Source organism: Pseudomonas sp. PAMC 25886, from assembly GCF_000242655.1.
Taxonomy (GTDB): Bacteria; Pseudomonadota; Gammaproteobacteria; order Pseudomonadales; family Pseudomonadaceae; genus Aquipseudomonas.
Genome location: NZ_AHHC01000081.1, coordinates 1 through 25047, shown reverse-complemented (window position 1 = coordinate 25047; position 25047 = coordinate 1). Strand labels below are relative to the sequence as shown.

Sequence of the window (25047 nt, the reverse complement as noted above, 5' to 3'; positions counted from 1 at the left end):
TTCCCAACGACAAGGAGTGCGTCATGCAACGTGGTACCCAAACCCTGCGACACCTGTTCCGGAGTGTGCTGCTTTTGTCCGTGCTAACCGCTGCAAGCGCCCACGGGGCGGAAAAAATCGACCTGATCATCGATACCGACCCCGGTGCCGACGACGTAGTGGCCTTGCTGTTCGCCATGGCTTCGCCCGATGAGCTGAAAATCCGTGCGCTGACCACCGTTGCCGGCAACGTGCGCCTGGACAAGACCTCCCGCAATGCGCGGCTGGCCCGCGAGTGGGCAGGGCGCGAAGAAATCCCGGTGTACGCCGGTGCGCCTAAACCGATGCTGCGCACGCCGATCTATGCCGAAAACATCCACGGCAAGGAAGGTATTTCCGGCGTTACCGTGCATGAGCCGAAAAAAGGCCTGGCCGAAGGCAATGCCGTTGATTACCTGATCAAGACCCTCAGCACCGCCAAGCCCCACAGCATCACCATCGCCATGCTCGGCCCGCAGACCAACCTGGCGTTGGCATTGACCCAGGCACCGGAAATCACTCAAGGCATCAAGGAAGTGGTGGTGATGGGCGGCGCACACTTCAACGGCGGCAACATTACGCCGGTGGCCGAGTTCAACCTGTTCGCAGACCCTATCGCGGCCGAGATCGTGCTCAAAAGCGGCGTCAAGCTGACTTACCTGCCGTTGGACGTGACCCACAAGGTCCTGACCAGCGACGCACGCCTGAAGCAAATCGCTGCGCTGAACAACAACGCGAGCAAGGTGGTTGGCGACATTCTCAATGAATACGTCAAGGGCGACATGGAGCACTACGGTATTCCAGGCGGCCCGGTGCATGACGCTACCGTGATTGCCTACCTGCTCAAGCCTTCGCTGTTCAGCGGCCGCGAGGTCAATGTGGTGGTGGACAGCCGTGAAGGCCCGACCTTCGGCCAGACCATCGTCGATTGGTACGACGGCCTGAAACAACCGAAGAACGCGTTCTGGGTTGAAAATGGCGATGCCCAGGGCTTCTTCGATCTGCTGACCGAACGTCTTGGCCGCCTGAAGTAAGCGGTTTACCGGTCGGCGTTCGTCGGCCGGGTCTTATTCGCGCTCGGGGTCTGGTGCCCCCATGTGATCGGCCGGGTATTTCTCGAATACCTGGCCGATAAATGCCTGCGCAGCCTGTGTCCCCATCTCCTTGACCAACAGGTCGATACCGATGATTGCCAACTCCTCCGGGCTGCCCGGGCTGTAGGAACTCTGCCCGTGGGGCCACTTGGCTTTGATGTCGGCGTGGATCGTCACGATGGTCATGGGTGTCTCGCGAGGCTGAAAGGCGGCTGGTGCGTTTATCTGGCGTGTGGAGTTAACCATTTTGCGCGGCGTTTGGCACTGCTACTTAGGCATGAGGGGAGGGCTGTGCGACACTGTCCGCCTGTTTAATTGCCAGGGCAAACCGCGTGCAGATCGATTTGAACAACCCCGAGAACCTGACACTGGACGCTGTGCGCCAGCTGCTTGCCTCCGCCAGTGACAACGTTCACACCCAATTGCGCGTCACCAAGGCCGGCATTGCCTACATCTCTTCCGGCGTGGTGGGCGGCGTTGATATCGACGGCCTGTTGTTCCGTCTGGAGACCTGGGCGGCGGGTTCCGGTTACGTCGGCAACGTCGCGGCCAGCGATGAGGTGTGGGTGATGCAGATTTTCAACGCACTCAAGCAGAACTGGCCAACGCCGCCGTTTGATTACATCGACATTTACTGAGTGCGTTCATATCTGGTGACGATTGATTCGCCAGTGTGAAGGGTCGACTCAGGCAGACTGGCCCACGGCCAATTGTGACAATTCTGAAACCAATCGGCCAAACCACGGTCGCACGATCTCTGTCCATTTTTTCTCAAAGGAGGCTTCATGCCTTGGAAGCTCGCATCATTCGGTACTTTGTTGGCTGCGCTCGCCTTGACGGGTTGCAGCACCCCGGGTACCTCTGAGCCAGCCAAAGACACTGCCGTGGCCGATGCTGGTCACAGCCGCTGTGAGGCGAAGGCTGCCGAGTTCGCAATCGGCCAGAAGGCTTCGCCGCAACTGCTGGAACAGGCCCGTAGCCGTGCCGGTGCGCAGAACGCACGCATTCTCAAGCCAGACGACATGGTCACCCTGGAATACCGCTCGGATCGCCTGAACCTCAACACCGATGACAATCTGGTGATCAACCGGGTTAATTGCGGCTGATTGCTTCAGCGCTTTTATCCAGGCCATAAAAAACCCCGTCACATGGACGGGGTTTTTTAGATCAGCGCAGAAATTACTCTGGGCGAACCTGTGCAGCTTGCATACCCTTTTGGCCTTTCTCAGCCACGAAGGAAACGGTTTGGCCTTCTTTCAGGCTTTTGAAACCGTCGCTTTCGATAGCTTTGAAGTGTACGAACAGGTCGTCACCGCCACCTTGAGGAGTGATGAAGCCGAAGCCTTTTTCATCGTTGAACCATTTAACGGTGCCGGTTTGGCGATTAGACATGGTGTATCTCCAAGAAACATATATTTTCAGTAGTGCTGTGCTGCTCAGGCCAACTGGGCACACCGAGCTATCATAGTCGAAATGTTCGGCTTGGGAGCCCCCCCAAGGCATTGTTTGCTAATCAAACGCGTTGTGTTTCATGCCTTGGCTGGCTGAAAGCCCCGATCTACGGGGCTTTCAGGTGAAATATCAGCTGTTAAAAAAAGCCGTAAAAGCTGCGTAATTTGTGAGAAATGGCAGTTTTCTGGGCGTTTTTTGGCCCTTTAGCCGGTCTGGCGGGGCGTAAAAATTACTTTTTCTTCACGACCTTGCAAGACGAAATAGCGGCGACGGCCTTGTTCTTGAGCGCAGGATCCGCGTTCTGGTTGGTCATCAGCTCTTTGATCTCGGCACTGCTCAACTCGGCATTGATCTTGTCTGCGCCACATTCGCAATGGTCTTTGGCGGTTTTGGCATCAACACTTTGCTGGGCGGCTGCGCTGCAATCCTTGATGAAGCTGTCCCGGGCACCGGCAGGCCAGTTCGAAGGGGCTGCGGCGTGCGCGCCAATGGACATGAGGGTCAGGGATGCAGCGAGGGCGAAAGTCGAGGTAAAACGCATAATTAAATGCTCCTGGAGTCGTGGACGAACGGCGATTCTCGATGTGTTTGAGGCTCGCCGTACAGTTCAAGTTCACTTTTGCCCCTAAAATCCGGGAATTTGCGTTTCGTGAAGCTGAGCCGGCGCCATGACCGTTCATCTGTGCTAGCATCTTTCGCTTGGCTATTTTCCGGCGCGCCCTTTGCCGCCTTGCCAAGGTCTTTTTTGTTTAACTCCAGTCACTCTGGTTCGATTATCGGTTGGCCGAAAGGCTCCTGCCGCTGTAAGGCAGGCGTTCATCACTGAACGGCCTGGTATTGGATCTTGTACTGGCTCATCCCAACCCACGTGACCTTTGGTAGGGGTCACCACTAGGAGAGGAGGCGCCATGCCAACTATTACTCTTCCCGACGGCAGTCAACGTTCATTCGATCATTCGGTTTCCGTAGCCGAGGTCGCCGCATCCATTGGTGCCGGCCTGGCCAAGGCCACCGTGGCCGGTAAAGTCGACGGCAAGCTGGTGGACGCCAGCGACCTGATCACCGGCGATGCCAGCCTGCAAATCATTACGCCCAAGGATCAAGAGGGGCTGGAGATCATTCGCCACTCTTGCGCGCACCTGATTGGCCACGCGGTCAAGCAGCTGTACCCCACCGCGAAGATGGTCATCGGCCCGGTCATCGACGAAGGCTTCTATTACGACATCGCCTACGAGCGTCCTTTCACTCCGGACGACCTGGCGGCCATCGAGCAGCGCATGCACGCGCTGATCGAGAAAGATTACGACGTCATCAAGAAAGTCACTCCGCGTGCCGAAGTGATCGACGTGTTCACTGCTCGCGGCGAAGACTACAAGCTGCGCCTCGTGGAAGACATGCCGGACGAGCAGGCCATGGGCCTGTATTACCACGAAGAATACGTCGACATGTGCCGTGGCCCGCACGTGCCAAACACGCGCTTCCTCAAGTCGTTCAAACTGACCAAGCTGTCCGGTGCCTACTGGCGCGGTGACGCGAAGAATGAACAACTGCAGCGGATCTACGGCACTGCCTGGGCTGACAAGAAGCAGCTGGCGGCCTACATCCAGCGCATCGAAGAAGCCGAAAAACGCGACCACCGCAAGATCGGCAAGCGCCTGAACCTGTTCCATCTCCAGGAAGAAGCGCCGGGCATGGTGTTCTGGCACCCGAACGGCTGGACCCTGTACCAGGTGCTCGAGCAGTACATGCGCAAGGTTCAGCGCGACAACGGCTACCTGGAAATCAAGACACCGCAAGTCGTTGACCGCAGCCTGTGGGAGAAATCCGGGCACTGGGCCAACTACGCCGACAACATGTTCACCACCCAGTCGGAAAACCGCGACTACGCCATCAAGCCGATGAACTGCCCGTGCCACGTACAGGTGTTCAACCAGGGCCTGAAGAGCTACCGCGAGTTGCCGATGCGCCTGGCCGAGTTCGGTGCCTGCCACCGTAACGAGCCGTCGGGTGCACTGCACGGCATCATGCGTGTGCGTGGCTTCACTCAGGATGACGCCCACATCTTCTGCACCGAAGAGCAGATGCAGGCTGAATCCGCTGCGTTCATCAAGCTGACCATGGACGTGTACCGCGATTTCGGCTTCACCGAAGTCGAAATGAAGCTGTCCACTCGTCCGGAAAAACGCGTCGGTTCCGACGAGCTGTGGGATCGCGCCGAGTCGGCACTGGCTGCAGCGCTCGACAGTGCGGGGCTTGCGTACGACCTGCAGCCGGGCGAGGGCGCGTTCTACGGTCCGAAGATCGAGTTCTCGCTGAAAGATTGCCTTGGACGCGTCTGGCAGTGTGGTACCCTGCAGCTCGATTTTAACCTGCCGATCCGTTTGGGAGCCGAATACGTCTCCGAAGACAACAGCCGTAAACACCCGGTTATGCTGCACCGGGCGATCCTCGGCTCGTTCGAGCGGTTCGTCGGGATCCTGATCGAGCACTACGAGGGTGCATTCCCTGCGTGGCTGGCTCCGACCCAGGCAGTGATCATGAATATCACTGATAAACAGGCAGATTTTGCCGCTGAAGTTGAAAAAACTCTCAATGAAAGCGGGTTTCGTGCCAAGTCCGACTTGAGAAATGAAAAGATCGGCTTTAAAATCCGCGAGCATACTTTGCTCAAGGTTCCCTATCTTTTGGTTATCGGAGATCGGGAAGTCGAGATGCAGACTGTCGCTGTGCGTACTCGTGAAGGTGCTGACCTGGGCTCGATGCCCGTCGCCCAGTTCGCTGAGTTCCTCGCGCAAGCGGTTTCCCGGCGTGGTCGCCCAGATTCGGAGTAATTATTATTAAGCGTGAAATGAGACAAGATAAACGAGCTGCACCGAAAGCCCCGATCAACGAGAATATCTCGGCACGCGAGGTTCGGTTAATTGGCGCTGACGGCGAGCAGATTGGCATCGTCTCGATTGATGAAGCGCTTCGTATTGCTGAAGAGTCCAAATTGGACCTGGTGGAAATCTCCGCCGATGCAATCCCGCCCGTTTGCCGGGTGATGGACTACGGCAAGTCGATCTTCGAAAAGAAGAAGCAGATTGCCGCGGCGAAGAAGAACCAGAAGCAGATTCAAGTAAAAGAAATCAAGTTTCGTCCAGGGACGGAGGAAGGGGATTACCAGGTAAAACTGCGCAACCTGGTACGTTTCCTGAGTGATGGGGACAGGGCCAAGGTATCCTTGCGATTCCGCGGCCGTGAGATGGCCCACCAGGAGCTGGGGATGGAACTCCTCAAGCGGGTTGAAGCTGACCTGCTCGAGTACGGTTCGGTCGAACAGCATCCTAAGATGGAAGGACGCCAGCTGATCATGGTCATCGCCCCGAAAAAGAAGAAGTAATCAATAGGGCACGGCAGGCCTTCTGATTATGTTTATCAACTGAATGCGGAGTATCCGAACATGCCAAAAATGAAAACTAAAAGTGGTGCTGCTAAGCGGTTTCTGAAAACTGCTAACGGTATCAAGCACAAGCACGCTTTCAAGAGCCACATCCTGACTAAAATGTCGACCAAGCGTAAGCGTCAACTGCGCGGTAGCAGCTTGCTGCATCCGTCTGACGTGGCAAAAGTCGAGCGCATGCTGCGCCTTCGTTAATTTTAGTCAAGAATAGAGGAAGTAACTCATGGCTCGTGTAAAGCGTGGCGTCATTGCCCGTAAACGTCACAAAAAAATTCTGAAACTTGCTAAAGGCTACTACGGCGCGCGTTCACGCGTATTCCGTGTTGCCAAGCAAGCGGTAATCAAGGCTGGCCAATACGCCTACCGTGACCGTCGTCAGAAAAAACGTCAGTTCCGCGCTCTGTGGATCGCCCGTATCAACGCTGGTGCACGTGTTAACGGTCTGTCCTACAGCCGTTTCATCGCTGGCCTGAAGAAAGCGTCCATCGAGATCGACCGTAAGGTTCTGGCTGATCTGGCAGTGAACGAAAAAGCGGCGTTTGCTGCGATTGTCGAGAAAGCTAAAGCCACCTTGGCTTAAGTACCCCCGACAGTCACCCTGGGCCGCTTTCGTGGCCCAAGGTGTTAAACGTCTTAAATAGGGGAAGAGCCTTCAAGCTCTTCCCCTATTTTGTATCTGGAGTCTGTACATGGAAAACCTGGATGCGCTGGTCTCTCAAGCACTAGAGGCTGTGCAAAGCGCAGAAGATATCAATGCCCTGGAGCAAATCCGGGTTCACTACCTTGGCAAAAAGGGTGAATTGACTCAGGTGATGAAGACCCTGGGGAATTTGCCGGCTGAAGAGCGTCCGCAAGTCGGCGCGCTGATCAACGTGGCCAAGGAGCGTGTTACAGAGGTTCTCAATGCGCGCAAGGCGTCGCTCGAGGAGGCCGATCTTGCGGCCAAGCTCGCCGCCGAGTCCATTGACGTGACCCTGCCTGGCCGTGGCCAGACCTCGGGCGGCCTGCATCCGATTACCCGGACTCTGGAACGTATCGAGCAGTTCTTCACCCACATCGGCTACGGCATTGCCGAAGGCCCTGAGGTCGAAGACGACTATCACAACTTCGAGGCGCTCAACATCCCAGGCCATCACCCGGCCCGGTCGATGCATGACACCTTCTATTTCAATGCGAACATGCTGCTGCGCACCCATACCTCGCCGGTACAGGTCCGCACCATGGAGTCGCAGAAGCCGCCGATCCGCATCGTCTGCCCAGGCCGTGTGTACCGCAGCGACTCCGATATCACCCACTCGCCGATGTTCCACCAGGTCGAAGGCCTGCTGGTTGATCGCGACATCAACTTCGCCGACCTCAAAGGCACCATCGAAGAGTTCCTGCGGGTGTTCTTCGAGAAAGAGCTGGCGGTGCGTTTCCGTCCCTCGTTCTTCCCGTTCACCGAGCCATCCGCTGAAGTCGACATGGAATGCGTGATGTGCAGCGGTAAAGGCTGCCGCGTCTGCAAACAGACTGGCTGGCTGGAAGTGATGGGTTGCGGCATGGTTCACCCCAACGTGCTGCGCATGTCCGGGATCGACCCGGAAGAATTCTCGGGCTTTGCCTTCGGCATGGGCGTTGAGCGTCTGGCCATGCTGCGTTACGGCGTGAACGACTTGCGTCTGTTCTTCGACAACGACTTGCGGTTCCTCGCGCAATTTCGCTAGTCGTAACGGATCTTTAGGAGAGCAGGATGAAATTCAGTGAACAATGGCTGCGTGGCTGGGTAAGCCCGCAGGTAAGTCGCGACGAGCTGGTTGCCCGTCTGTCGATGGCCGGCCTTGAGGTCGATAGCGTTACGCCGGCCGCCGGTGTTTTCAGTGGCGTGGTAGTGGGCGAGGTGCTGAGCACCGAGCAACACCCGGACGCCGACAAATTGCGTGTATGCCAGGTCAGCAATGGCGCGGAAACTTTCCAGGTCGTGTGCGGAGCGCCCAACGTGCGCCCGGGCCTGAAAATCCCGTTCGCCATGATCGGTGCCGAGCTGCCGGGCGACTTCAAGATCAAGAAGGCCAAGCTGCGTGGCGTTGAATCCAACGGCATGCTGTGTTCCCAGGCAGAGCTGCAGGTCGGTGAAGGCAATGATGGCCTGATGGAGCTGCCGGCCGACGCGCCAGTGGGCCAGGACATCCGTGTCTACCTGGAGCTGGAAGACGCCAGCATCGAGGTCGACCTGACCCCGAACCGCGGCGACTGCCTGTCCCTGGCTGGCCTGGCGCGTGAAGTGGGCGCCCTGTACGCCGCGACCGTGACCCGCCCGGTGATTGCAGCGGTACCTGCCGTGCACGACGAAGTACGTTCCATCGAAGTGCTGGCACCCAACGCCTGCCCACGTTACCTGGGTCGTGTGATCCGTAATGTCGACCTGTCGAAGCCAACCCCGCTGTGGATGGTTGAGCGTCTGCGTCGCTCCGAAGTGCGCAGCATCGATGCTGCCGTCGACATCACCAACTACGTGATGCTGGAGCTGGGCCAGCCGCTGCACGCATTCGATCTCGCCGAAATCAACGGCGGTATCCGCGTGCGCATGGCCGAGGAAGGCGAGAAGCTGGTGCTGCTCGACGGCCAGGAAGTCAGCCTGCGCGCCGACACGCTGGTGATTGCTGACCACTCCCGCGCCCTGGCGATTGCCGGCGTGATGGGTGGCGAGCACAGCGGCGTGTCCGCAACCACCCGCGACATTTTCCTCGAAAGCGCCTTCTTCGATCAGATCGCCATCGCTGGCAAGGCCCGTTCCTACGGCCTGCACACCGATGCCTCGCACCGCTACGAGCGTGGCGTGGACTGGCAACTGGCCCGTGAAGCCATGGAGCGCGCCACTGGCCTGCTGCTGGAAATCACCGGCGGCGAAGCCGGCCCGATCATCGAAACCGTCAGCGAGCAGCACCTGCCGTCGGTTGCGCCAATCGTCCTGCGTGCCAAGGCCGTTGAGCAAATGCTCGGCCTGGTGATCGACCTGGTTGAAATCGAGCGCCTGCTGTCGGCACTCGGCCTCGGCATTTCCGCCGGCGAAGCAGGGCAGTGGCACGTAGAAGTGCCAAGCCATCGCTTCGATATCAGCCTGGAAGTCGACCTGATCGAAGAGCTGGCCCGCCTGTACGGCTACAACCGCCTGCCGGTTCGTTACCCGCAAGCGCGCCTGGCGCCGCAGCCGAAAGCCGAAGCCCGTGCACACCTGCCGGAACTGCGTCGCCTGCTGGTGGCTCGTGGTTATCAGGAAGCGGTGACCTATAGCTTCATCGATCCAAAGCAGTTCGAACTGTTCAACCCAGGTGTCGAGCCGCTGTTGTTGGCTAACCCGATCTCCAACGACATGGCCGCCATGCGCTCGTCGCTGTGGCCGGGCCTGGTGAAAGCGCTGTCCCATAACCTGAACCGTCAGCAAGACCGCGTGCGTATGTTCGAAAGCGGCCTGCGTTTTGTTGGTCAGCTGGATGGCCTGAAGCAAGAGCCGATGCTGGCTGGCGTTGTCTGCGGCAGCCGTTTGCCGGAAGGCTGGGCACAAGGTCGCGACACCGTCGACTTCTTCGACGTCAAGGCCGATGTGGAAGCGGTGCTGGGCTTTGCCGGTGCGCTGGATGCCTTCACTTTCACCCCGGGCAAACACCCTGCGTTGCACCCGGGCCAGACCGCGCGTATCGAACGTGAAGGTCGTCTGGTGGGCTTCGTTGGCGCGATTCACCCTGAACTGTCGAAAACTTTGGGGCTGGACCGTCCAGTCTTCGTTTTTGAGCTAGTCTTGGCTGAAGTCGCCTCGGGCAAAATGCCTAAATTCAGCGAGTTGTCGCGTTTCCCTGAAGTACGACGTGATCTGGCGCTGATTGCCGATCAGGGTGTTGCGGCCAGTGCTGTTCTGGACGTAATCCGTGAAAATGCAGGGGAATGGCTGACAGACCTCAGGCTATTTGACGTTTATCAGGGTAAAGGCATTGATCCGCATAGAAAAAGCCTTGCAGTTGGCTTGACCTGGCAGCATCCATCGCGCACTCTTAATGACGATGAGGTGAATACGACGACGCAAAATATCCTCACCTCGCTCGAACAAAGGTTGAACGCCACGTTAAGGAAGTGACGTATGGGGGCTTTGACGAAAGCTGAGATGGCGGAACGTCTGTATGAAGAGTTGGGCCTGAACAAGCGCGAGGCCAAGGAATTGGTCGAGCTGTTCTTTGAAGAAATCAGGCACGCTCTTGAAGACAACGAACAGGTCAAATTGTCCGGTTTCGGCAATTTTGACCTGCGGGACAAACGCCAGCGGCCTGGCCGCAATCCAAAAACGGGAGAAGAAATCCCGATCACGGCTCGCCGTGTGGTCACCTTTCGTCCAGGGCAGAAGTTGAAGGCCCGAGTTGAGGCTTATGCTGGAACCAAGTCATAACGACGAACTGCCCGTCATCCCAGGCAAACGCTACTTCACCATTGGTGAAGTCAGCGAGCTCTGTGCGGTAAAGCCGCACGTGCTGCGCTATTGGGAGCAGGAGTTTCCTCAACTCAACCCCGTCAAACGCACCGGGAACCGTCGGTATTATCAGCGCCAGGATGTGCTGATGATCCGACAGATCCGTGCGCTGCTTTACGACCAGGGGTTCACCATCAGCGGCGCGCGTCAGCGTATGTCCGGTGATGAAGCCAAAGACGACACCACCCAATACAAGCAAATGATCCGCCAGATGATCTCCGAACTCGAAGATGTGCTGGTGGTTTTGAAGAAGTAATTCCGGCTTTTAAAATACTTCCACATTTCAAAAGCTTGCGGTATATTCCTGATCGCTTCGTTGCGAAGCGAACCCAGTAACACGCCTAGTCGGGGCGTAGCGCAGTCCGGTAGCGCACTAGCATGGGGTGCTAGGGGTCGAGTGTTCGAATCACTCCGTCCCGACCATATTTCTGATCAAGCCCAACCTGAAAGGTTGGGCTTTTTCATGCATGAAGATAAACCCAAGCATCCCTCACTCCCCAAAAAACACCAACGCCCGCACTTCAATACTCCTCCTGGATGGCGCATCCACCGGCGTAGTCGGGTCGTCAAACGCGGTATGTGCGCTGCGCCTGGCAACATCGCCACGCGAGTCATGGATCTTCAACAACAACACCTCATCCGGCCGCAGCTGCGGGTAGTAATACCAGCGATGCGCCGGATTGGCCTTGACCGAAAAAGTCTCGCCAACCTTGTCCCGGTACACCAGGTCGCTGGGCAGCAAGTCGCTCTCGGCCATGCTTCGCGCATCGCACAAGGCGAGTGGGGTGCTGAGGACCGGTGCACCAATCGGCCGCCAAACGTTAATAATCGCAAACCGTTTCAGCAGTCGCTGTTCCGCCTCATCCGCAGGCAGATGATCACGTACCCGGCGAATCGCCGAGCGCTCGGTCTGGTCGTTGTGCACGTAACGCACCGGCTCACGCAGCCCACGATCCTCGCGTCCGTGCTCGTCCACCCGGATGGTGTGGTCGAAGATCACCACCTTGACCGCACCTGTCTGTTGCTTGAGCAAGGCTTCGGTTTCCGGATAGTAATGCTCGCGAACCTGGTCCTCGTTTTCCAGGTGCAGCACGCCACTGGTGTGGTCGACCTTCTCGAAGCCCTGAAGATCAAGATGGGCCGGTTCGTCGAGCAACCGGGCGTTGTGGATGCTCACTTGAGTCGGGTCCAGCACGCCGCTGCGCTTGGGGCTGCCGTCTGGCTGCGGGAAGGTGTAGTTCACCGGCCGCTCACCGGTATCCAGCAGGTAGTTGAGTTCACCGATAACCGATGGCGGGGCGAGATGAGTCTGATGCGTTCCCATGAACAATCCTCCAGGCGTGAGGCGGTTTTCAGAAGGGTTCCTTGAAGGGCCGCAGGTCCAGCTCCTGGGTCCAGGCGCTGCGCGGTTGGGTGTGCAGGTACCAATAGGCGTCGGCGATGTCTTCGAGTTTCAGTGCGCCGTCTTCGCCCAGTCGCGCCAGGTAATCCGGGGCCCGGCTTTGCACGCGCTCGCCGTCGATGGCGCCGTCGATGACCACGTGGGCGACGTGCACGTTTTGCGGGCCGAACTCGCGGGCAAATGACTGGCTCAGGGAGCGCAATCCGGCCTTCGCGGCAGCAAAGGCGGCGAACGGTGGCTTGCCGCGCAATGACGCGGTAGCCCCGGTAAACAACAGGCTGCCGCCGCCGTTGTCGAGCAGCAAGCGGGTGGCCTCGCGGGCAAACAGAAAACCGCCCAGGGTCGACGCCCGCCAGGTTTGCTCGAACAGCTGCGCACTCAACTCCAGCGTGGGTGCGGCGACGGAGTTGCCCACATTGAAAATCGCAGCCTTGAGGGCACCCAGCTTTTGGACCTGCTGGCGGGCGGCGATCACCTCGGACTCGATTCCCGAATCCGCCACGATCGCCACCGCCTGCCCGCCAAGAGCGTGGATGCCCTCGACCACAGCCTGCAACTTGTCCAGGCTTCTGCCACTGACCGCGACCTGATAACCCTCCCGTGCGAAGCGTCGCGCCAGTGCCGCTCCCAGGCCCGCCACAGCACCCACACCGGCAATCCAGACCACCGGCTCGGATCGAGACTCAGACATTAGCCACTTCCTCAATGAGATACGTGGCTAACAATTTACTCATCGGCGGGCGCGAGGAATAAGAACATCGACAGCTAAGGTTATGCGCTGACTCAATAGCGCATTTCCACCGCCACATACGCCCCAATCCCATCCCCCGGATACAACGACGCCGTATCCTGGCCCTTCGCGTCATACAGCGGCTGCACCGCCGTCACGTATTTCTGATTGGTCAGGTTCTTCACATCCAGCGACACCTTCCAGTCCTTGCTCGGCGTTTCATACCCCACATTCGCCCCGAAGATGGTGTAGGAGGGCGCATAGAAGCTGTTCGCATAGTCCACCGCCGTACGTGAGGCCGATTGCACATTCACCCCGGTATAGAAGCCCGCCGGGTGCTGATACTGCAGCTCGCCCTGGTAGATATGCTTCGGAATCCCCGGCAACTGGTTGTCGCCGAAGGTCGGGTCGTGCCGGTAGTAGAAGTCGTTGTAGGTGTACACCTGGCGCAAGGTGACCTTTTCACCCGAGGTGTTTTCCCACAGGCGTGTATTCAAGCCGGCCTCGATGCCTTGGTGGATCGTCGGTGTGGCGTTGAAGGCGCCGGTGATCGCCGCGGCAGTGGAGGTGGCCGGGATGATCTGCACGTTGAGCAATTCATTTTTCACCCACGAACGGTAGAGCGCCAGGCTGCCGTCGAAGATGCCTGATGAACCCTTGATCCCGATTTCAACGGTATTGGCTTTCTGCTCCACCAGCGGCCTTACGTACGGCGTGGTCGGCCCGGAGCCGGAGTATTCCCACGACGCCGGTGGATCGACCGAGCGGCTGACGTTGGCGAACACCTGCAGTTGCGGGGTGAACTCGTAACGTACGCCCAGTCGCGGTGCCAGGCTCCAGTTGTCGTAGGTCACGTCGCTCGGGTAAGTGGTGGTGTTGGCCACCAGGGCTTCCTTGACGTCGGCGTGGCGGCGCACGTTGATCGCCGATACGCCGCTGGTCAGCCACAGGCCGTCCACCAGCTCCAGGTCGTTGCCCAGGGAGAACACATGATCGAACGAGGAGCTGTAGTCGACGAACTTGCGCGTCTGTTTGTTGGCGAAGGTGGAGTCGACCTGGCCCTTGAGGTGTTCGGTGGAGGTGAAGGCCAGGCTGGAGCGGCTTTCGTGGCCGAACAGGGTGTCGCGCCGGTCGTAGTTGATCACCGCGCTCAGGTCATGCCAGTCCCAGTAGCTGGGGTTGCTCGGGCTGTTCGGGCTGTTGTTGTGGGCGTACTGGTAGTAGACGAAACCCACCGACAGGGTGGCGTCGTCCTCAAAGGTGTAGGTGGTCTTGCTGCCCAGCCATACGCTGCCGGGGCGACGGCTGCCGGCGCCGCTGCTTTCGGCGGTGGCACTGGCGCGGTCGGAGTGGTGCTTGACCGCATCCAGGGTGGTGGCGCTCGGGTCGTTGTGGAACTCGTCGCGGTAACGCAGCATCACCCGGGTTTCGAGTTGCGGGCTGAAGCGGTAGCCAAAGTTGGCCACCACGCCCTGGCTCTTCGACAGGCTGTAGTCGCGGTAGCCGTCGCTGCGGTAGTTGTCGGCATTCAGGTAGTAATCGAACGCACCCTCGACGCCGCCGACGCTCAGGCTTTGCTTGTTGTAGCCGTAGCTCCCGGTTTCCGCCCGCACCCGCAGCCCGGGTGCGGTGTAGCCGGTCTGGTTGACGAAGTTGATGGCGCCGCCAAGGCTCAGCGCGCCGTATTGGAAGGCGTTGGCACCCCGCAGGATTTCGCTGTAGTTCACCCCCGAACCGTTGAGGAATTCGTAGGGTGTGCCGCCCGGGCCGGTGATCGGCAGGCCGTCGAACAGGAACTTGATGCCCTCACGGAAATACCCCGGCGAGGTGTTGGCCCCCGATCCACGAATGGAAATCTTGGCCGCGTCGTTGCCGCCGGTGGACTGCACGAACACACCCGGCTGATAGGCGAGGGTGTCCTGCAAGGTGGCGGTGCGTCCCTTGGCCACCTGTTCGCTGTCGACCACGCTGGTGCCGCCTGGCACTTCGGACAACTGACTTTTGGCTGCCTCAACGGGCGTGATTTTTTGTGCCTCTACTGTCACCGTCTTTAGCCGTGTTCCGGTCGTCGGTGTGACCTCGTCATCTGCCTGCACACTGGCGGAAAAAACCAGGGCTGAGCCCAGCCCGACCATCGCCAGCCAAGTTGCTTGCCGCACGGCAAGTGTCAACTTTTTAAACTCTCCCCGAAAGATTGGATCCATTAAGCGTGTTCCTTGTGAATAGATAAATGAGCCCCAGCTTTCTATTCGAATAGTCATGCCTGTTTCGCTCTGAGCAGTTTCTATGCCAAGACTATTGGCCAAGGATTACGGGCGCTTAGTTCAGGTTAAGTGTTCTGCGGGATACTTTGTTTTGAATCGGTGTTTGATTCTCAACAGTCAACTTTGATGGCCGGGATTACTGCAACTGTCGCGAACGCAACAGTTGATAAGCAGTGTGTAAGGCTGCCAACAATTCCGGGGTGTATAACGGGTATAACCATATAAGTGTTTGGCAGTGTTCGCCCCGTTTTACAAGGGTTTTGTGCTGGTTTTGTGGTCAATATGGCGTTTCTTGAAGACTGGCATGCTCACTGCATTACACCCCGTAATTGCAAACTTTCAGTGTTCACCGAGTTCCTCTAAGGAAGCGTCATTGACAACCATCCTGAAACTTTCGGCGGTTATTTCACTGTGCCTGGCGATCAATGCCTGCTCACCGGCTGCGGCACCGAAACATGAAATTTCTGCGGCCGATGGCACGGTCAACAACGGTGTAGTGACTTATTCGGCGACGGACTTTCATGAGTCGTCACCGGGGCGCAGTGGCGGAACTTTGCGCGTCTCAGCCGCCTCCGACGCCGGCAGTTTCGATGTTCATGCACTGTCTAACGGCAACATCCAGTGGATGGGCCGGATTCTCTTCGATTGCCTGGTGTACCAGGACGAGCAGGGCAACATCAGCCCATGGCTGGCCCGCTCCTGGGACATCTCCGACGACGGCAAGACCTACACCTTTCACCTGCGCGACGACGTGACCTTCAGCGACGGCGAGAAATTCAACGCCCAGGCGCTGCAAACCAACCTGGAACACATGCGCGATCCAGCGACCAAGTCCCCACTGGCAGCGGCCTATATCGCGCCGTACCTGGATGGCAAGGTCATCGACGACTACACCTTCGAAGCCCATTTGCGCGAACCCTATACGCCTTTCCTCGACGTACTGGCGCAGTCCTGGTTGAGCATGATCTCCCCCAGGCAGATTCGCGAAGCGCCGAAGACCATCGCCGAGCATCCCATCGGCAGCGGCCCGTTCCTGTTGCAGAGCTATACCCGTGATCAGGGTGCGGTGTTCATCAAGCGCCCCGGCTACAACTGGGCGCCGCCGGTGACCCGTCACACGGGTGAGGCATACCTGGACCGTATCGAGTTGAGCTACGTCCCTGAAGCCATGATCCGCTTCACGGCGCTGGAGTCCGGCCAGTCGGATTTCGCCCTCGATGCACCGGCCCAGAATGCTGCCGCCATCCGCGCCAACCCCGACCTGGTGATGCGCAGCCGGATTCGCAAGGGCAACCCGAGCCGTGGCATCGTGTTCAACGTTGAGCAGGCGCCATTCGACGACGTGCGAGTACGTCGCGCCGTGGCCAAAGCCGTCGACCGCGAAGGATTGGCGTGGATTTCCGGCTTCGGCGAATACATCGCCAAAGCCGATTTCCTGGCGGCGAATACCCGGTTTTATCAACCCAACAAAGAAGCCCTGGCCTACGACGTCAAGGCGGCCAATACCTTGCTCGACGACGCCGGCTGGACAGGGCGCGACGCCCAGGGCTATCGGACCAAGGCCGGGCAGCGCCTGAAGGCGACCTTGTTGGCCTATAGCAGCCCAGCCTTTCCCGGCAGCGTTTCGGTGGCCATCCAGGCCGACCTGAAAAAAGTCGGCTTTGAGATGACCGTCGAGATGCTGCCGCTGACCCGGGTGATCGAGAGGCGCTATGCCGGGAAGTTCCAGGCGATGGCGGACGGTTACTGGCACACCAACACACCCGACGGCATGTTCGTGCTTTATCACAGCGAGTCCATCAGCACCGATAAAAGGATCGGCCAGAACGTTGGACGCTTCCGTGATGCCGAACTGGATCGCGTGCTCAGCGCCGCTCGCCAATCCCGCGATCCGGTTGAGTTGCAGGCGCTCTATGGCGAAGCACAAAAGCGCCTGACCGAAACCGTGCCGTCGGTGCCTTCGGTGGAAGCCCAGGTACTCACCGCCTATGGCCGACAAGTCCAGGGCGTGATTTTCGACACCTCCCACAACGTACCGTTCTTCACCAGCATCTGGCTGGACCGGGGGCAACCATGAGCCTGTTCAAATCCATCGCCTGGCGCCTGCTGGCGGGCATTGGCGTGCTGTGGGGCGCGGCGACGCTGACCTTCCTCGCCGTCAACTTCAGTGGCGGTGACACCGCGCTGGCGATCCTCGGCGGACCGGATGCGATGCCCACGCCGGAGCTGTTGGCGCGGGTGCGGGCCGAGTATGGCCTGGACCAACCCTTGATCGTGCAATACGGCAATTATCTGCTGCGCCTGGCCCACGGCGACCTGGGTGAATCCTACCGCCTGCGCATCCCGGTGCAGCAGGCGATTGCCGAACAGATCGGCGCAACCATTCAACTGTCCCTGAGCGCCGCGTTGCTGGCGGTGGTGTTGGCGCTGGCGTGCGCGATCCTCACTGCCAATCGTTCGCGCTGGATTCGCTCGGTTGTTTCAGGCGGCGAGCTGGTGCTGTCGTCGGCGCCTTCGTTTGTGATCGGCATGCTGCTGTTGCTGGTGTTTTCGTTTCATTGGCACTGGTTGCCGCCGTCCGGCTCGGTGGGCTGGCGTTCGTTGATCCTGCCCTCCGTCGCGTTGGCCTTGCCGGTGGCGGCGGTGCTGACCCAGTTGCTGCGCCAGTCCCTGGAAGACACCCTCGAACAACCCTTTATCGCCATGGCCCGTGCGCGTGGCCTGTCCGAAACCGCCGTGCGCCTGCGCCATGCCTTGCGCCATGCGCTGGTGCCGTTGGTGACGCTGGCGGGGTTCGTGTTCGCCAGCCTGCTGGGCGGTGCGGTGGTGGTGGAGTTGCTGTTTGCACGCCAGGGCATCGGGCGCCTGATGCTCGACGCCACCAGCAACAAAGACGTGCCGATGGTGTTGGGCGTGACCCTGCTCGCGGCCACGGTGTACGTGCTGGTGAACCTGGCCGTCGATTTGATCAACCGCTGGATTGACCCCCGGGCCAATCAAGCGTGAGTGCCTTTGAAGAAGGAAAAACCATGAGTGCTTCGATTCCCGCTGAAGTGAGTTATGCCGACTTGCACCAGCGTTTCGCCGACGTATTTGCACGCATAGCCGACACCGCGGTCGCCCGCGAGCAGCAGCGCGAGCTGGCCCACGATGCGGTGGCGTGGCTGCGGGAGGCCGGCTTTGGTGCCCTGCGCGTGCCGCAGGCCCAGGGCGGCCTGGGTGCCAGCCTGCCGCAGTTGTTTCGCCTGTTGATTGAGCTGGGCGAGGCCGATTCAAACCTGCCGCAGATCGTGCGCGCGCATTTCGGTTTTGTTGAAGGCCGGCTGTCCAGTCGCGACAGCGAGTCCCAGGCGTACTGGTTCGCCAAAGTCGTCGACGGCGAACTGTGGGGCGCCGCCATGGCTGAGCGCACCGACACCACCCGCAACTCGGTAACCCTCAGCGCGGTCGATTCCGGCTGGCAACTGGACGGCGAGAAGTACTACTGCACCGGCACGCTGTACGCCAACTGGATCGCCGCCGTCGCCCTGGATGGCGAGGATTTTGTCAGCCTCGCGGTGCGTACCGATGCGCCGGGTGTCACCGTCGAGGACGACTGGGACGGCTTTGGCCAGCGCCTCACCGGCAGCGGCACCACCCGCTTCAAGGCGGTGGACGTACCGGCCCGGCACATCGTGCGGCGCTTCAAGAAAGACGAGCTACGCGCCGAGTCCTACCTGAGCGCGTTCTACCAGCTGTTCCACCTGGCGACCCTGGCCGGCATCGCGAATGCGGTGCTGCGCGATGCCACCGAATTCGTCAAAGGCCGCACCCGCGCGTTTGGCGTGCCGGGGCAATCGAGCCCCAAGGATGACCCGCTGGTGCAGCGGGTCATCGGTCGCCTGTCGAGCCTGGCCTATGCCGCCCGCACCCAGGTGCTGGCCGTCGCCGAGGTGCTGCAGGAGGCGCACGAAGCAGAGCAGGGCGGCTACGCCAACGAACAGCATTACACCGAGGCCGAGATTCGCGCTTTTCAGGCGCAACAAATCGTGCTGGAACAGGTGCTGGAAGCCACCACGCTGCTGTTCGAAGTCGGCGGCGCATCCGCCACCAGCGAGTCGCGTCGCTTCGACCGGCATTGGCGCAACGCGCGAACCCTGGCTTCCCACAACCCGGCGATCTTTCGCGAACGGGCACTGGGCAATTACTACCTCAACGACGTCACCCCCAACGCCGCGTGGCGCAGCCTGCAAGCCGCCGACGCCGACCAGCAGACCGCCCGCGACGAAGCGAGTGCGGTATGAGCCTTCAACCCTTCACAAAAAAAGGATCACACATGCGTTACCGCCAACTGGGCAACAGCGACCTACAAGTCAGCGTGCTGGGCCTGGGCACCATGACCTGGGGCCACCAGAACACCGAGACCGATGCCCATCAGCAGATTGATTTGGCGCTGGCCGAAGGCATCAACTTCATCGACACCGCCGAGATGTACCCCACGCCGACCAAGGCTGAAACCTGGCGCACCACCGAGCGCTATATCGGCAGTTGGCTGGCGGCCAGCGGTCGACGCGACGAGGTGATCCTGGCGAGCAAAATCGCCGGGCCGGCCCGTGACCCCAGCAGCCAGCAGCACATTCGCGACGGCCTCAGCCATCACGACCGACGCAACATCGTCGAAGCCCTGGAGGGCAGCCTCAAACGCCTGAACACCGACTACCTCGACCTCTACCAACTGCACTGGCCTGACCGCGCCACCAATATCTTCGGCCAGCGCGAATACCCGTATCAGGCAGACACCCAAAGCGTCGCCATCGAAGAAACCCTGGCGGTGCTGGCCGATCAGGTCAAGGCCGGCAAGGTGCGTCACATCGGTGTATCCAACGAAACCCCGTGGGGCGTCGCCGAGTTTCTCAAGCAAAGCGAACGCCTTGGCCTGCCGCGCATTGCCAGCGTGCAAAACCCCTACAGCCTGCTTAATCGCCTGTACGAAGGCGGGCTCTCGGAGTTCAGCCACCGCGAAGGCGTCGGCCTGCTGGCGTACTCGCCACTGGCCTTCGGTGCGCTCACCGGCAAGTACCTGGGCGGCGCACGTCCCGAGGGCTCGCGGTTGTCGGCGGTGTACCGCACCTTCAATCGCTATGACAGCGCCTCGGCCCAGGAAGCCATCACCGGCTACGTGGAGATTGCCCGGCAACACGGCCTGACACCGGCCCAGTTGGCGCTGGCGTTCATCATCGACAAACCCTTCGTCTCCAGCGCGCTCACCGGGCAAACCAACCTGGCGCAATTGCGCGACAACCTCGGCGCGCTGGACGTGAGCCTCAGCGACGAGATCAAGGCGCAGGTCCAGGCCATCCACCAGCGCATTCCCAACCCCGCGCCCTAGAACGAGGAGCCTGGCATGACGCAAAGCATTGAAACGTTGAGCGGCAGTCACCCGTTGCGTCTTGCCGGGTTTACCCAACTGCGGCCCGGGCTGTTGCTCGCCGGGGTATTTGTCGGGCTGTTGCTGCTGGCCGCTGTTTTTCCACAGTGGCTGGCCCCGTATGACCCGCTGGATGCCTCGGCGCGCCTGGCGTTCCAGGCACCGGGCAACGTGCATTGGCTGGGCACTGATGAAAATGGACGTGACGTGCTCAGCCGGCTGATTTATGGCGTGCGTTCGTCGCTGTTCATGGGCCTGGCCGCCACTGCGCTGGGGCTGGCCTGGGGCACCTTGCTCGGGTTGATCGCCGGCCTTGGCCCGCGCTGGCTGGACGGCGCCTTGATGCGCGGGATTGATGTGCTGCTGTCGTTTCCCGACCTGTTGCTGGCGCTGGTGATCATCACGTTTTTCGGCCAGGGCACGGCCAATCTGATCCTTGCCGTGGGCATCGCCGGCGTGCCGCGGTACGCGCGGCTGGTGCGGGCGCAAACCCTCACCGTGCGCAACGCCGGCTACGTCGAATCCGCCGTCACCCTCGGTCAATCGCAGCTGGCCGTGGTGCTGCGGCACATCCTGCCGAATGCGTTCAAGCCGGTGCTGATCCTCGCCACCATCGGCATCGGCGGTGCGATCACCGCCGGTGCCGCCTTGAGTTTTCTCGGCTTTGGCGCACCGCCGCCCGCGCCGGAGTGGGGCGGGATGATGGCCATCGGGCGCAGCTTCCTGGCCAACGCGCCGTGGCTGGTGGCCTGGCCGGCTCTGATCATCACCCTGACCGTTGTCTCCATCAGTGCCATCGGCCGCGAACTGTTGCGCCGCAGCGAAGGAAAGCCTCTATGACGATGAATATCCATACCCTCGGCCCGCTGGTCGACATCCGCGACCTGACCGTACGTTTCGGTCAGGCCGAACCGGTATTGCACGGTGTCAGCCTGCAGTTGAACCGTGGCGAATGCCTGGCGCTGGTGGGCGAATCGGGCTCCGGCAAAAGCGTCACCGCCCGCACCCTGGCCGGCCTCACCGGCAAGGAGGCTCGCGTCCAGGCCGCCAAGCTGGCCTTCCAGGGCGTCGACCTGCGCCAGCTTAATGAACGGGCCTGGCAGCAACTGCGCGGCGCGAGCATCGGCTTTGTGATGCAGGACGCACTGGGCGCGCTGGACCCACTGCGCCGTGTGGGCGCCGAGATTGAAGAACCGTTGCACCTGCACACGTCATTGGGCCTGGAAGCGCGCCGCCTGCGGGTGCTGGAGCTGCTGCGGGATGTCGGCGTGCCGGAACCGGAACTACGCGCCAGCCAATACCCGTGGCAACTCTCCGGTGGCTTGCGCCAGCGCGCGCTGATCGCCTCGGCCATTGCCTGCAACCCACGGCTGATCATTGCCGATGAGCCCACCACGGCCCTGGACGCCACGGTGCAGGCCCAGGTCATCGCGCTGCTGGAAAGCCTGCGCGGTGAAGACAACGCACTGCTGATGGTCAGCCATGACCTGTCGGTGGTCTCGCGCCTGGCCGACCGCGTGGCCGTGATGCGCCACGGGGTGATTGTGGAGGAGGGCAGCACCGAACAGGTCCTGCAAGACCCGCGTCATCCGTATACCCAATTGCTGTTGCGGGCGGCCAAGGCGGTGCACTTCCAACCCACCCGCCGGCTGCTCACAGCGGTTGAACCCGAGCCTGCGCCCCAGGGCGAAGTGCTGCTGGAAGCCCGCGAGCTATCCAAGACTTTTGTCGGCCCCGACGGTAAAACCCGCACGGTGCTGAACCAGGTGTCGCTGCAACTGCGTCGCGGCGAGACCCTCGGCGTGGTGGGCGAATCGGGCTGCGGCAAGACCACCTTGACCCGCCTGATACTCGGCCTGGAAACCGCCGATGCCGGCGAGGTATGGATCAAGGGCCAGCGCTGGTCCGACCTCGACGCCCGGCAAAAAAGCGAAGCCCGGCGTGCGGTCCAGGTAGTGTTCCAGGACCCTCTCAGCTCCTTCGACCCGCGCTACACCGTGCAGCGTGTGTTGTTCGAAGCGCTGGTGGTGGCCGGCGTACCGCGTCACGCCCGGCGCGACCGCGCGCTGGAACTGCTGGAACTGGTGCGCCTCGATGCCAGCGCCTTGTCCCGCCGCCCCATCGAACTTTCCGGTGGCCAGCGACAGCGCATCGCGATTGCCCGGGCGTTGGCTTCCGAGCCACAGGTCCTGATCTGCGATGAGCCGGTGTCGGCGCTGGACGTGTCGGTACAGGCACAGATCCTGGAGTTGCTTGACGACCTCAAGCGCCGCCTCGGCCTGGCTTGCCTGTTCATCTCCCATGACCTTGGCGTGATCAACCACGTCAGCGAGCGCGTGCTGGTGATGAAGGCCGGCGAAGTGGTGGAGTCCGGCTCGGTGCGCGCGGTGTTCGACCGCCCGGCCCATGCCTATACCCGCGCGCTGATCGACGCGATTCCGACCCTTGAAACCGACGACACGCCGATCCCGTTCTACCTGAACGTAGCGATCTGACGTATTGGAAACAGTATCTACAGAGGAGTGTTCCTGGTGCCCAAGCAGCTGCACGTGAATTTGTTTGAGATGAACTGCGTCAGTCACATCGTCCATGGTTTGTGGGTGCACCCGGACAACAACCGGCACCGCTTCAACGACCTGGACTACTGGACCGAGCTTGCGCAATTGCTGGAATACGGCACCTTTGACGGTGTGTTCCTGGCCGACGTGATCGGCACCTACGACCGATTTCGCGACGGCCCCGAAACCTCGCTGCGTGAAGGCATGCAGATCCCCAGCAACGACCCGCTGCTGGTGATTCCGGCGATGGCCGGGGTGACCCAGAATCTTGGTTTCGGCGCGACCTTTTCCACCACCTACGAACCGCCGTTCGCCTTTGCGCGGCGCATGAGCACCCTCGATCACCTGACCAAAGGCCGGGTGGGCTGGAACATCGTTACCTCGTACTTGCCGAACGCCGCGCGCAACTTCGGCCACGACACCGAGGTGGTCCACGATCACCGCTACGAGATCGCCGACGAATACCTCGACGTGCTCTACAAACTCTGGGAAGGCTCGTGGGACGACGACGCCGTGATCGTTGACCGCGAGCGCCGGATCTACACCGACCCGGACAAGGTGCGCTACATCAACCACGTCGGCGAACACTTCAAGGTCGCCGGGCCGCACCTGTGCCAGCCTTCGCGGCAACGTACGCCGGTGCTGTTCCAGGCCACCGGGTCACCTGCCGGCATCGAGTTTGCGGGGCGTCATGCTGAGGTGGTGTTTACCGGTGGTAATGATGCACCGGCGGTGCGCGCGAATATCCAGGCCATGCGGCAGAAGGCGGTTGAACATGATCGCGATCCGGCGGGGTTGAAGTTTATCGTCATGGCCGGGGTGATCGTGGGGCGGACCGATGAGGAAGTCAGTGCCAAGCTCGACAGCTACCGCAAGCTGGTGAGTGTCGAGGCTTCGCTGGCTCATGGGCAGTCGGCGATCGACTTGACGGCGTATCCACGGGATACCCTGATCAGTGATCTGGTGAGCCGGCAGGTCAAGGGGTGGGAGAGTTTGAGTCGGTACAAAGCGGACTCAACTGTTGGGGCGGTATTGGCGCAGCTTGGGGGTTTTAATCGCGAGCGGTTTTTTGTGGCGGGTACACCGACGGTGGTGGCGGATGCGATTGAGAAATGGCTGGATGAGGATGGGATCGACGGGATCAACCTGAGGCAGTATTTGTCGTTTGAGACAGCGCGGGATTTCATTGAATTGGTGGTGCCGGAGTTGCGTCGTCGTGGGCGGTTTCGTGAGCGGTATAACGAGGGCGAGACGTTGCGGGAGCGGTTGTTCGGGGCTGGGCAGGCACGGTTGCCTGGGGACCATTTTGGCGCGCGTTATCGGGATCCGGCGGCGTTGCTTCAGCCGGCGTTGCCGTTGCGGTTTTCGTTGTGAGTGGGGAGTACATATCCGTTGCTGCGGTAACGGCCACTTAGGGTTCCGCTCTTACAGCGGGTCACTTTTGGCAAACGCCCCAAAAGTAACCAAAAGGTCTTTGCCCCACCACTCGGTGCCTCGCTTAGGCTCGGCATGCCCGCACTCCGGCCCGGTTCCGCGGGCCGCCGCGATGGGCCATCCCTGGCCCAGCGCGGCTAAATCGGCATCCTTGCCGATTTACCCGCTCCACCGTGCCTACTTGCGGCCATCGTGGTTAACGGGGCCCGCAGATCAAGATCAAGAGCAAGAGCACAGCGGCCTACAGGCCGGCTTGAGTGGTAAAAGCCAGAGCAAGAGCAAGGGCACACGCGGTCCAAATGTGGGAGCGAGTTCGCTTTGGCCTTTGCTCAGCCTGAAAGCCGACCCCAGTGGTAGAAGCCAAGATAAAGGCCAGAGTGAAATCCAAATCTGAAGCCGGTGTAGCTCTGCTTTTCTGTGGGAGCTGGCTTGCCTGCGATGCAGACAACTTCGGTCTTTCAGGTACACCGAGGCGATGCTATCGCAGGCAAGCCAGCTCCCACATTTGACTGTGCCCGCTGTAGATTTTGATCTTGATGTTGCCTTTGCTTCACACCACTCAAGCCGGCCTGTAGGCCGCTGTGCTGTTGATCTGCCTTTGATCTTAGGCGCCCCGTTAAACCACGCTGGCCGAACGCAGGTAGTACGGAGCGGGTAAACCGGCAGGACGCCGGTTTAGCCGCGACGGGGCAGGGACGCCCCGTCGCGGCGGCCCGCGGAGTAGTACCGGAGAGAGGGCACATCGAGC

24 protein-coding genes and 1 tRNA gene are annotated in these 25047 nt (G+C 60.4%); 19 read left to right on the top strand and 6 right to left on the bottom strand.

Annotated features, from left to right (window positions below; all coding sequences use genetic code 11):
• The first annotated feature begins 23 nt into the window (after positions 1–23).
• A complete protein-coding gene (locus tag MUM_RS0125520) occupies positions 24–1052 on the top strand; it encodes a nucleoside hydrolase (RefSeq protein WP_010175635.1) in 1029 nt (342 codons plus the stop codon).
• Positions 1053–1085: 33 nt separating this feature from the next.
• Here MUM_RS0125520 and MUM_RS0125515 read toward each other — a convergent pair whose 3' ends face one another.
• Positions 1086–1298, bottom strand: a complete 213-nt coding sequence (locus MUM_RS0125515) for a hypothetical protein (RefSeq protein WP_010175634.1) — start codon at positions 1296–1298, stop codon at positions 1086–1088.
• A 146-nt stretch (positions 1299–1444) separates the two neighbouring features.
• Between MUM_RS0125515 and MUM_RS0125510 the strand changes: the two genes are divergently transcribed.
• Positions 1445–1750: a hypothetical protein gene (locus MUM_RS0125510; protein WP_003219949.1), complete on the top strand. Its 306-nt coding sequence runs from the start codon at positions 1445–1447 to the stop codon at positions 1748–1750.
• 147 nt (positions 1751–1897) lie between these two features.
• On the top strand, positions 1898–2218 hold the full coding sequence (locus tag MUM_RS0125505; protein ID WP_010175633.1) for an I78 family peptidase inhibitor: 321 nt from the start codon (positions 1898–1900) through the stop codon (positions 2216–2218).
• A gap of 73 nt (positions 2219–2291) precedes the next feature.
• On the opposite strand, the gene MUM_RS0125500 is transcribed toward MUM_RS0125505, so the two are convergent.
• Both MUM_RS0125500 and MUM_RS0125495 read right to left on the bottom strand, forming a co-directional pair.
• Complete coding sequence (locus MUM_RS0125500) at positions 2292–2504, bottom strand: cold-shock protein (RefSeq protein ID WP_003179963.1); 213 nt, start codon at positions 2502–2504, stop codon at positions 2292–2294.
• Positions 2505–2793: 289 nt separating this feature from the next.
• The gene (locus tag MUM_RS0125495) at positions 2794–3108 is read right to left on the bottom strand and encodes a hypothetical protein (RefSeq protein WP_029616096.1); all 315 of its coding nucleotides are present in this window, start codon (positions 3106–3108) and stop codon (positions 2794–2796) included.
• Positions 3109–3472: 364 nt separating this feature from the next.
• Between MUM_RS0125495 and thrS the strand changes: the two genes are divergently transcribed.
• The 9 genes from thrS (at position 3473) to MUM_RS0125450 (ending at position 10927) form a co-directional block, all read left to right on the top strand.
• Positions 3473–5395, top strand: a complete 1923-nt coding sequence (thrS, locus tag MUM_RS0125490) for a threonine--tRNA ligase (protein WP_010175631.1) — start codon at positions 3473–3475, stop codon at positions 5393–5395.
• The gene (infC, locus tag MUM_RS0125485; protein WP_169875357.1) at positions 5395–5946 is read left to right on the top strand and encodes a translation initiation factor IF-3; all 552 of its coding nucleotides are present in this window, start codon (positions 5395–5397) and stop codon (positions 5944–5946) included. Before thrS ends, infC begins: the two co-directional genes overlap by 1 nt.
• 60 nt (positions 5947–6006) lie before the next feature.
• Positions 6007–6201 (top strand): 50S ribosomal protein L35, encoded by a 195-nt coding sequence (gene rpmI / locus MUM_RS0125480; protein ID WP_002553160.1) that lies wholly within the window; start codon positions 6007–6009, stop codon positions 6199–6201.
• Between the two features lie 28 nt (positions 6202–6229).
• Positions 6230–6586: a 50S ribosomal protein L20 gene (gene rplT / locus MUM_RS0125475; RefSeq protein ID WP_002553161.1), complete on the top strand. Its 357-nt coding sequence runs from the start codon at positions 6230–6232 to the stop codon at positions 6584–6586.
• A 109-nt stretch (positions 6587–6695) separates the two neighbouring features.
• Positions 6696–7712, top strand: coding sequence for a phenylalanine--tRNA ligase subunit alpha (gene pheS / locus MUM_RS0125470; protein ID WP_003219939.1), 1017 nt, complete (start codon positions 6696–6698; stop codon positions 7710–7712).
• A 26-nt stretch (positions 7713–7738) separates the two neighbouring features.
• Positions 7739–10117 (top strand): phenylalanine--tRNA ligase subunit beta, encoded by a 2379-nt coding sequence (gene pheT, locus MUM_RS0125465; RefSeq protein ID WP_010175599.1) that lies wholly within the window; start codon positions 7739–7741, stop codon positions 10115–10117.
• A gap of 3 nt (positions 10118–10120) precedes the next feature.
• Positions 10121–10423, top strand: a complete 303-nt coding sequence (gene ihfA / locus MUM_RS0125460; protein WP_002553164.1) for an integration host factor subunit alpha — start codon at positions 10121–10123, stop codon at positions 10421–10423.
• Complete coding sequence (locus tag MUM_RS0125455; RefSeq protein WP_003219935.1) at positions 10404–10760, top strand: MerR family transcriptional regulator; 357 nt, start codon at positions 10404–10406, stop codon at positions 10758–10760. The genes ihfA and MUM_RS0125455 overlap by 20 nt, the downstream gene beginning before the upstream one ends.
• A 90-nt stretch (positions 10761–10850) precedes the next feature.
• Positions 10851–10927, top strand: a tRNA-Pro gene (locus tag MUM_RS0125450).
• A 67-nt stretch (positions 10928–10994) separates the two neighbouring features.
• Here MUM_RS0125450 and MUM_RS0125440 read toward each other — a convergent pair.
• The 3 genes from MUM_RS0125440 to MUM_RS0125430 all read right to left on the bottom strand — a co-directional run bounded on the left by MUM_RS0125440 (position 10995) and on the right by MUM_RS0125430 (position 14840).
• Entirely contained in the window at positions 10995–11828 is an 834-nt protein-coding gene (locus MUM_RS0125440; protein ID WP_010175531.1) for a CmcJ/NvfI family oxidoreductase, read from the bottom strand.
• Positions 11829–11856: 28 nt separating this feature from the next.
• Positions 11857–12597 (bottom strand): SDR family NAD(P)-dependent oxidoreductase, encoded by a 741-nt coding sequence (locus MUM_RS0125435; protein WP_010175530.1) that lies wholly within the window; start codon positions 12595–12597, stop codon positions 11857–11859.
• Between the two features lie 92 nt (positions 12598–12689).
• Positions 12690–14840, bottom strand: a complete 2151-nt coding sequence (locus MUM_RS0125430) for a TonB-dependent receptor family protein (RefSeq protein WP_010175529.1) — start codon at positions 14838–14840, stop codon at positions 12690–12692.
• A 433-nt stretch (positions 14841–15273) separates the two neighbouring features.
• On the opposite strand from MUM_RS0125430, the gene MUM_RS0125425 reads away from it, so the two are divergent.
• Genes MUM_RS0125425 through MUM_RS0125395 form a run of 7 tightly spaced genes read left to right on the top strand, consistent with a single transcriptional unit; the run spans position 15274 to position 24239 of the window.
• Positions 15274–16977: an ABC transporter substrate-binding protein gene (locus tag MUM_RS0125425; protein ID WP_010175528.1), complete on the top strand. Its 1704-nt coding sequence runs from the start codon at positions 15274–15276 to the stop codon at positions 16975–16977.
• Positions 16974–17906 (top strand): ABC transporter permease, encoded by a 933-nt coding sequence (locus MUM_RS0125420; protein WP_010175527.1) that lies wholly within the window; start codon positions 16974–16976, stop codon positions 17904–17906. Before MUM_RS0125425 ends, MUM_RS0125420 begins: the two co-directional genes overlap by 4 nt.
• Before the next feature lie 23 nt (positions 17907–17929).
• Positions 17930–19183, top strand: a complete 1254-nt coding sequence (locus MUM_RS0125415) for an acyl-CoA dehydrogenase family protein (protein ID WP_010175526.1) — start codon at positions 17930–17932, stop codon at positions 19181–19183.
• Positions 19184–19215: 32 nt separating this feature from the next.
• Complete coding sequence (locus MUM_RS0125410) at positions 19216–20268, top strand: NADP(H)-dependent aldo-keto reductase (protein WP_010175525.1); 1053 nt, start codon at positions 19216–19218, stop codon at positions 20266–20268.
• Positions 20269–20283: 15 nt separating this feature from the next.
• The gene (locus MUM_RS0125405; protein ID WP_010175523.1) at positions 20284–21147 is read left to right on the top strand and encodes an ABC transporter permease; all 864 of its coding nucleotides are present in this window, start codon (positions 20284–20286) and stop codon (positions 21145–21147) included.
• Positions 21144–22802, top strand: a complete 1659-nt coding sequence (locus tag MUM_RS0125400; protein ID WP_010175521.1) for a dipeptide ABC transporter ATP-binding protein — start codon at positions 21144–21146, stop codon at positions 22800–22802. The genes MUM_RS0125405 and MUM_RS0125400 overlap by 4 nt, the downstream gene beginning before the upstream one ends.
• A gap of 36 nt (positions 22803–22838) precedes the next feature.
• Positions 22839–24239, top strand: coding sequence for an LLM class flavin-dependent oxidoreductase (locus MUM_RS0125395; protein ID WP_010175519.1), 1401 nt, complete (start codon positions 22839–22841; stop codon positions 24237–24239).
• Positions 24240–25047: the final 808 nt, after the last annotated feature.